Source organism: Collinsella sp. wc0583 (genome assembly GCF_046116915.1).
GTDB lineage: Bacteria > Actinomycetota > Coriobacteriia > Coriobacteriales > Coriobacteriaceae > Collinsella.
The window spans coordinates 190,662-198,792 of the sequence record NZ_JBJXBN010000007.1 but is presented as its reverse complement, the minus strand read 5'-3'; the positions used below and the strand labels follow the sequence as shown (position 1 = coordinate 198,792).

The 8,131-nt window shown below is 60.0% G+C and carries 6 protein-coding genes; 1 reads left to right on the top strand and 5 read right to left on the bottom strand.

The features are described from left to right. Window positions 1–162: 162 nt before the first annotated feature. The 5 genes from ACKUUJ_RS07935 to ACKUUJ_RS07915 form a co-directional block, all read right to left on the bottom strand. A complete protein-coding gene (locus ACKUUJ_RS07935; protein ID WP_022094136.1) occupies window positions 163–1,167 on the bottom strand; it encodes a nucleoid-associated protein in 1,005 nt (334 codons plus the stop codon). 111 nt (window positions 1,168–1,278) lie between these two features. Beyond that, window positions 1,279–2,439: an Mbeg1-like protein gene (locus tag ACKUUJ_RS07930; protein WP_409065240.1), complete on the bottom strand. Its 1,161-nt coding sequence runs from the start codon at window positions 2,437–2,439 to the stop codon at window positions 1,279–1,281. Window positions 2,440–2,566: 127 nt separating this feature from the next. Next, entirely contained in the window at window positions 2,567–3,517 is a 951-nt protein-coding gene (locus ACKUUJ_RS07925; protein ID WP_117735270.1) for an L-lactate dehydrogenase, read from the bottom strand. A gap of 201 nt (window positions 3,518–3,718) precedes the next feature. Continuing rightward, window positions 3,719–4,882, bottom strand: coding sequence for a pyridoxal phosphate-dependent aminotransferase (locus ACKUUJ_RS07920; RefSeq protein ID WP_409065239.1), 1,164 nt, complete (start codon window positions 4,880–4,882; stop codon window positions 3,719–3,721). Between the two features lie 118 nt (window positions 4,883–5,000). Further along, the gene (locus ACKUUJ_RS07915) at window positions 5,001–6,980 is read right to left on the bottom strand and encodes an NAD(+) synthase (protein WP_409065238.1); all 1,980 of its coding nucleotides are present in this window, start codon (window positions 6,978–6,980) and stop codon (window positions 5,001–5,003) included. Window positions 6,981–7,183: 203 nt separating this feature from the next. Here ACKUUJ_RS07915 and ACKUUJ_RS07910 point away from each other — a divergent pair, with 203 nt between their 5' ends. Further along, window positions 7,184–8,128 carry a hypothetical protein gene (locus tag ACKUUJ_RS07910; protein WP_409065237.1) on the top strand — a complete coding sequence of 315 codons (945 nt, stop codon included), beginning with the start codon at window positions 7,184–7,186 and terminating at the stop codon, window positions 8,126–8,128. Window positions 8,129–8,131 lie beyond the last annotated feature (3 nt).

The window sequence follows — 8,131 nt, the reverse complement described above, 5'->3', positions numbered from 1 at the left end:
CCGACCCGCGGTCACGAGCGGGGGCTCCTGTCGTTTCCGTGCCCCTGGATTGGGTCATAGTGTCTGACTTATGCTCAGTCTGCAACTCAATTCAGCTCCAAGCAAAAAGGCCGAAGTCCCGAAGGGTTTCGGCCTTTGCTTTGTCTGAAGTTCAAGCGCAGTTTATCGATTCTCAATTGACCCGATATTCTTGAGTTCGATGGAGATGAGGCCGTTGGGCTCGTTGACGAACTCGATGTACTCGGAGTTCGAACCCATCTCTGCCGGGAAGCTGATTTCGATACCCGTGTCGGTACGAATCTTATGATTGCGCACCGCCGCGCGCTCGACCTGCTTGCGCTCCACGGGAACGCGCTCGGGAACCTTCTCCTCGGTCAGTGCCGCGCGCACGCTTTCCTTGATGACCGGTTCGTCCTCAAAGACCTCATCGACGATATCCCAAGGCGGCAGCTCCTCGTCATCCTCAACCTTCTCGGCAACGGCAGCCTTAACCTTGGCGAGTGCCACGGCCGTATTGGCACCATGCTCCTCGGCGACTTCCTCGACCACACGCGTCACGGTGTCGATGACCTCCTTGCCCGATACACCCGTGTCGCACTGCAGCAGGCCATCGGGGATAAGCATACGGTCCTCGCCGGCAATCTTGCGCTTCTTGTCCACGTAGCCGATCTCCATGGTACTCGCGCGCACGATGGCATAGCTCGGCACCTTTTGCGAGGGGTTTGGCAGAATAGCGTAGTGGCGCGCGATGTCGTTGCGTACCTCCCCCTCCTCGCGGCCCACTTCGTGCATAAAAGCCTGCTTGGAGCCCAGCAGCATCACGGCAAACCAGCGGGCATCCTCATCGTCGTCAAAATCGGCCACGAGCACGTCGGTGGACTCGGCTTTCTCGGCTTTGGTGAGCTCGGAGGAGATAAACTCCGCAATCTGCTGCGACAGGTCCACGAACTCGCGCTCGCCGAAGAAATAGCCCTTGAGCTCGCCGCCAAACGCAGAGTTCTCGGCAAACGTGGCACGTTTATTGTCGGCCGAGGTTCGTGCGCGGCGCAGATGCGTGGTCACGAAGTTGCGCACGGTACGGCTTTCGATATCGAGCTCGCGCTGGCTCATAACGTTAACGGCAGAGTCAAAGTCCAGGATATGCAGAATCGCGTGATTGATTTTCATATACGGCATTCCGTTCTAGATCGATTTCGGCACGAACCAGTATAGCGGTCGAGCCCGCCCCAAGCGCATCGAAGATTGCTGCATTGGGGCCAGGTTTCTCTGCACCAATGGTTAACGCAGGAGCTCGGACTGCCAGGCCTCGAGTTGTTCTGCCAGACTCTTACCGGCAGCGGACATGTCGATCTGAGGGCGTTTGGGCAGCAATGCACATCTAAGAATTGCCGCGATGGTCTGCGAAACAAAATGGCGCGTATCCTTGTCAAAGCCTTGGGCGGCCCGGAGCATCACAGGCAGGTTCTCGCGCATGTTCCCGGCGATATCCGCAAAACGTTCGGCGCCCGTAGCCTCAAACACGGAGAACAACGCATCTACAAAACGCTCGCGCTCGCCAGGTGACACTGCAAGCAGCATCTCGCGAATAGAGCCATCAACATATCGCGCGCCAGCAGACAGGCGTTCGCAATACACAAAATCGCAGCCGTCGACCACCCAGCTAAAGGGATTGTGTTGCAGCAGGCTAAACTCGGTGCTTTCGACGATAGCGTAGTCCTCTTGCGTCTCGAACATCATGCCGAAGATCGAAGACTGGGGCAGGGTTTTATCAATACGACCAGAAAGGCTCGCAAAGGCGTCTCCGTTCAGAAACTCCTCGACAAAGCCAGGGCCATCGTGGGAGAAGACCAGCTCAATCCGGTTGCGAGCACCGCTTGAGCACATCGCTGCACCATACACAGCCAGATTTCCGCCCTTGGAATGGCCTCCGCACAAGAGCGGCCCGTCAATCGCATCCGCCGCCTCGTCCACATAACGCGCCGCGGATTCCTGGGCCGGCACAGGACACCGGAACGCCATGTTAAAGTCCTCTTTCCAGCCCACAATCGTGCTGTCGGTCCCCCGGAAGGAAAGATAGCTAAACCCCGCCGGAAACCGGAACGCCATGGCTGCAAACTGCTCTGTCGCCACCACATCGCTCACGGCACGATAGCCGCAAACGTGCACGCCACGGTAGCGAGGGCTTGCTGCCACGGCCTCCAACAAGGCCCTGCTCCCCTCTGGATCCCACAAGTCGTCAATCATGTCCCGGTAGCACTCGGCACGCAGCAGCTCGCGTACGTCTAGGCCCTGCCAGTTCGTCAGCTCCGCCATATCACCCGGCAAACGCAAATAGGACAACCACGCAAAGACCAGGCTATCCACCGCGCAGAACGGCCGCTCCTCAAACGGATCAAACGCCGTCTGGGCATAGGTCAAAAAATTAGGCGAATCCGACATGGCCCTCCCATCAACCATGGTGTATAGGGATGGTGCATTGGGGTCAGGTTACTTTGCACCAAAAAGGCGCCCGGGCCGTGTGGACCCGGACGCCTTCATTGTAGCTTTTCGCTCTAGCGAGCTTGATTTAGCAGGAGAAGTCGACGCTGTCGATGATGTCCTTAAGGGCCTTTGCAGAGACGGTGAGCTCATGCTGCTCGTCATCGTTCAGCGGCACGGGAACGCGGCAAACGACGCCGTCGCGGCCAACGACCGTCGGCATGGAGATGGCCAGATCGGACAGGCCGTACTCGCCCACCATGAGCGAGGAGACAGGCAGAACGGTCTGCTCATCGCGCATGACGGCGGTGCAGATACGCTTGACGGCCATGGCGACGCCATAGTAGGTGGCGTGCTTCTTCTCGATGATGGTGTAGGCGGAGTTCTTGACGTCCTCGGCAATACGCTTCTCGGCGGCTTCGTGCTCCAGGTGGCCGTGAAGCTCGCAGAAGGTGTTCAGCGGAACGCCGGCAACCTGAGCGCTGGACCAAGCGACAAACTCGGAGTCGCCGTGCTCACCCATGACATAGGCCTGAACGTCGCGCGGGTCAACCTCGACGTGGGCACCAAGCATCTGCTGCAGGCGACCGGTGTCGAGCACGGTACCGGAGCCGATGACATGGCCCTCGGGCAGGCCGGACATCTTGATGGCGGCATAGGTCAGAACATCGACCGGGTTGGAGACGATGAGCAGAATGCCGTCAAAGCCGGACTTCTTAATCTCGGGGATAATGGACTTAAAGATGTTGACGTTCTTGTTGACCAGGTCCAGGCGGGTCTCACCGGGCTTCTGGGCAGCGCCAGCGGTGACGACGATCATGGCGGCGTCGGCGACATCGGAATAATCGCCGGCGTAGATCTTCATCGGCTCGGCAAACGTCATGCCGTGCGCGATATCCAGGGCCTCGCCCTCGGCGCGGTTCTTGTCCACGTCGATGAGGACCATCTCAGAGAACAGACCACTCTGCATCAGCGCGAACGCCGAAGACGAACCGACGAAACCGCAGCCGACAATAGCGACCTTCTTCTCGTTAACCATTAGAAACTCCCATCTCTCTCCACAAACAAGCCGCCCGGGAACGACCCGAGCGGCTTGCCGTAATCCCAATACATCCAATCGGGACTTTGATTATGCTCCTATTCGCAGCCAAAAATCGACCGTTTACCGAAATTGTTTGCAGAATTCGTAAAATAACTGCACGAAATCGGTTTCGAGCTATTGACGAGCCGAGACAACTTTCTAATACAGGCCCGCCTCGCGAATGGCCTCGACAGCCAAAGCGATCTGATCGGGCGGCAAAACCAGCGCCATGCGCACGTGTCCCTCGCCCGAAGGACCAAAGCTCGCGCCCGGCGTCACCACAACGCCGGCCTTCTCCATGAGCTCCTCGCAAAACGCCATGGAATCGGTGCGACCGCCAGGAAGCTTGGCCCACACAAACATAGAGCCATGCGCGTTGGGACGCTCCCAGCCCAGGCCCTCAAGACCGTCGCACAGAGCATCGCGGCGCTCCTGGTACTTCAGACGCTGCGCCTCGACCTCATCGCGCGGACCGTTCAGGCAAGCGATAGCAGCCTTCTGGATCGGGAAGAACATACCGAAGTCGATCTGGCCACGCAGCTTGGCAAAGGCCGAGACCACATCCTCGCGACCGACCAAAAAGCCGATGCGCGCACCGGTGACGTTAAACGACTTGGAAAGCGAGAAGAACTCAACGCCCACCTCGAGCGCGCCGGGATACTGCAAGAAGCTGCCGCCCGGCTCGCCGTCGAACACAATGTCCGAGTATGCGTTGTCGTGGACGATCAACAGGTCGTGCTCGTGGGCGAAAGCGATGATCTCCTCGTAGATCTCGGGCGTGCCCACCGAGCCCACCGGATTGGCGGGCAGTGACACGATCATGTACTTGGCACGGTCGGCCACCTCGGGATCGATGCCCGCCACATAGGGCAAGTAATTGTGCTCGGCAACCAGCGGATAGTACTCGAGCTTGGCATCGGCAATCTTAGCGCCCGCCTCAAAGACCGGATAGCACGGATCGGGCACCAGGATGGTATCACCCGGATCGAGCAGAGCCAGGCCCAAATGACCCACGCCCTCCTGTGTGCCGTTGCACGACTGCACCATGGACGGCGTAATGCCCGAAACGCCAAAGCGGCGCTCATAGTAATCGCACACGGCTTGCTTGAGTTCGGGCAGGTCGCGCAGGGCGTACTTCCACATCTCGGGATCCTGGGCGGCTTGTGTGAGCGCATCGACCACGTGGTCGTACGGCTTAAAGTCGGGCGTGCCCACGCTCATGTTGTAAATGGTCTTGCCCTGAGCCTTCAGCGCAAGCAGTTTGTTGTTGAGCGAGGCGAAGACCTCCGCGCCAAAGCGCTCGAGACGCTGCGATGCCTGCATGGTGCCACCTTTCGATATAAAAAACGCGGCGCTCCGACAAGAGCGCCGCGCGATACGGGCCATCAGATTGCAAAAGTGTAACGCTTACAAACCCCGTATTGGTTCAATTTAGCCAACCTCAGTCAATTGCATTGAGTGCGTCGATCTGCGCAAGCCACAGACGCGAGCTAGCGTCACTCGGCATACGCCAATCGCCGCGCGGGCTGAGCGTCACCGAGCCCACCTTGGGACCATCGGGCAGGCAGCTGCGCTTAAACTGCTGGGCAAAGAAGCGACGATAGAACGTGCGCAGCCACGTGTGGACGATCTTGGCGTCGTAGACACCCTCGAAACTCTTGAGCGCCATGCGGTAGATCTTGCCCGGCTCAAAGCCAAAACGCAGCAGGTAGTAGAGGAAGTAGTCGTGCAACTCGTACGGACCCACCAAATCCTCAGTCTTCTGTGCAATCTCGCCGTCGCCCGTGGGCGGCAGAAGCTCGGGGGACACCGGCGTATCGAGAATGTCGAGCAAGACCTCGGCGATACGCCCGCCAAAGACATCAGCCGCATAGCGCACCAGATGGCGCACAAGCGTCTTGGGCACGCTCGCGTTGACGGCGTACATGCTCATGTGGTCGCCGTTATAGGTAGCCCAGCCGAGCGCCAGCTCCGACAGGTCGCCGGTGCCGATGACAAAGCCGCCAGCCTGGTTGGCCAGGTCCATCAGAATCTGCGTACGCTCGCGCGCCTGGCTGTTCTCGTAGGTCACATCCTGAACTGCCGGGTCGTGTTCAATATCCATAAAGTGCTGTTCCACGGCCGCGTGAATCGAAACCTCACGGAAGCCCACGCCCAGGTCGCGGGCGAGCGACTCGGCATTCGACTTGGTGCGATGCGTCGTGCCAAAACCTGGCATGGAGACCGCCGTGATACCCGTGCGCGGCAGCCCCAGCGCATCGAAGGCACGCACGGTCACAAGCAGTGCCAGCGTGGAGTCCAAGCCACCCGAAAGACCGATGACCGCAGCTTTGGTGCCCGTGTGGGCAAGGCGCGTCTTGAGGCCGGCGGTCTGCAGGTCGAGGATGGTCTCGCAACGCTCGGCCAGGTCGCCATGGTCGGCCGGCACAAAGGGCGCGCGGGGGAAGACACGGCCGATGTCGAGCGCATCGCGCAGGACAGGTTCTTCAACCAGCACGCCCTCAAACGAAAACTCGATGGTCGTGGCCTCCGGCGCATCGTCCGCGCGCGTCCACGTCGTCGAGCGGCGACGCTCGGCAACCAGGCGGTCAAGGTCAACGTCGGCGACGGCCATATCGCAGGTGAGGAGCTTCGCGGCGGCGAGCTTAGATCCGTTTTCGTAGACGAGGTTCTCGCCCGCAAAGACCATGTCGGTCGTGGACTCGCCCTCGCTCGCATCTGCATAGGCATAGGCACAGTACAGGCGCGCACTCTGATTGGAGATGAGGCTGCGGCGATAGTCTGCCTTACCGATAATCTCGTCCGAGGCCGACGGGTTGAGGATCACCGTCGCACCGGCAAGCGCCATCTCGGTCGAAGGGGGCGCCGGCACCCACAGGTCCTCGCAGACCTCAACGCCCAGCATCATGTCCTCGGCACCTTCATCACAGCAGCGGTAGACAAGCCCCGAACCCAGCGGAACCGGACCCTGACCGGCAAACTCGACCCACACAGGATCTGCGGGCGCCGGAGCAAACCAGCGGCGCTCGTAGAACTCGCCATAGTTGGGCAGATACTTCTTGGCCGTAAGACCCAAAAGCTCGCCCGCGCAGCACACGGCGGCGCAGTTGTAGATATTCTCGGCAACTGCAACGGGAAGACCGATGGTAAAGACAATCGGCAGCTCGCGGGTTTCATCGAGAATATGTGCCAGTGCGGTCTCGCAGGCATGCAGCAATGTACGGTTATGGAACAGATCAGCCGCGGTATAGCCGGTCAGGTTAAGCTCGGGCAGCACCAGCACGCGGACGCCGCGCTCGGTAGCCTCGCGAACAGCCGCCAGCGCAACCTCGGCATTGCCCTCGACATCGGCCACGCGAATCCGCGGCGACGCCGCCGCCACACGCAAAAAGCCATCAGACTGAGAAAGGTGAAGATTCATAAGAATGCTCCCGTGCGTAGACGCCATTCACAACAATTAGCAAGCCCTATTGTAGTTCAACCGCCGGGTGTAACCGCATCCCACCAACTTGGTGAGCAATTGATGAGTTGATGATATCTGTTAAATGTCACGTACGATTCACATCTGGTGGGTACCCTGATGGCTACATGAAACGAAGCAGATTTACACCGGGAGGGCCCCGTATGACAACCAAGTACACCGACGCGCCGCGCACGCGCGTCATGACACCAGCCGCGCTCAACAACGGCGTTCACGAAAACCATTCCATCGGACAGACCATGGCCATCACGCCCAAAAAGGGCCTGTTCGATGACATTTCCATTCCCCAGATCATCGCCGGCGCCGCAGCCGCCGCCACGAGCGTCGCGCTTGCTTCCAAGATTGGTATTGCCGGTTCAGTAATTGGCGCCGCCGTGAGCTCGGTCATCACCGTTGTGTCCTCGCAGGTCTACCGCCACTTTATCTCCGCCAGCGCCAAAGCCCTCAAAGGTACGCACGCCGACGTCGACTACCCCGCCGGCGCCTATGAACCCGTTGAGTTTAATGCCGAGGAGCACTTAGGCGGCGCCGCAACTACCCAGGAGATGCGCCAGATTGCAGGGCGCGCGACCACGGCGCGCGTCGCCCCCGACAGCCTGCGCGCCAAGGCGGCGGCAGAGCGCAGCCAGACGCAAAAGAAGGTCATCATCTTCTCGATCGCCATCGCCATCGTCGCGGTCATCGCCTGCGCCGGCGCCATCCTTATCACCACTGCCGGTGAGGGCCTGGGCGAGCGCCCCGAGCCGATCCTTTCGTCGCATACGACCGAGCACGACGCGGATAGCTCCGGTCAATCGCAAAGCCAGCAGGACGACCCGCAGGGCAACTCCGCATCCACCGACTCGTCATCGAACACCCCCGATCAATCGCAGGGCGCCGATTCCTCTACGGCCAACAGTGGCACGCAATCCAGCACGACTGACTCAAGCCAAACGACTGACGGCTCTCAACCGAGCACAGGCGACCAGACGAGCGGCAATGCATCGGGCACGGGATCTACCGACAATAGCAACACCAACAGCTCGAGCGGAACCGCTTCCGGCACGGCATCAGACAGCTCGAGCCAAGACACGGCATCGGGCAACTAAGCA

Bases quoted from the DNA above. Each gene is read 5' to 3' on its own strand.
- ACKUUJ_RS07925 (WP_117735270.1), bottom strand. From the start codon at position 3,517: ATGGTTAACGAGAAGAAGGTCGCTATTGTCGGCTGCGGTTTCGTCGGT.
- ACKUUJ_RS07935 (WP_022094136.1), bottom strand. From the start codon at position 1,167: ATGAAAATCAATCACGCGATTCTGCATATCCTGGACTTTGACTCTGCC.
- ACKUUJ_RS07910 (WP_409065237.1), top strand. From the start codon at position 7,184: ATGACAACCAAGTACACCGACGCGCCGCGCACGCGCGTCATGACACCA.
- ACKUUJ_RS07920 (WP_409065239.1), bottom strand. From the start codon at position 4,882: ATGCAGGCATCGCAGCGTCTCGAGCGCTTTGGCGCGGAGGTCTTCGCC.
- ACKUUJ_RS07930 (WP_409065240.1), bottom strand. From the start codon at position 2,439: ATGTCGGATTCGCCTAATTTTTTGACCTATGCCCAGACGGCGTTTGAT.
- ACKUUJ_RS07915 (WP_409065238.1), bottom strand. From the start codon at position 6,980: ATGAATCTTCACCTTTCTCAGTCTGATGGCTTTTTGCGTGTGGCGGCG.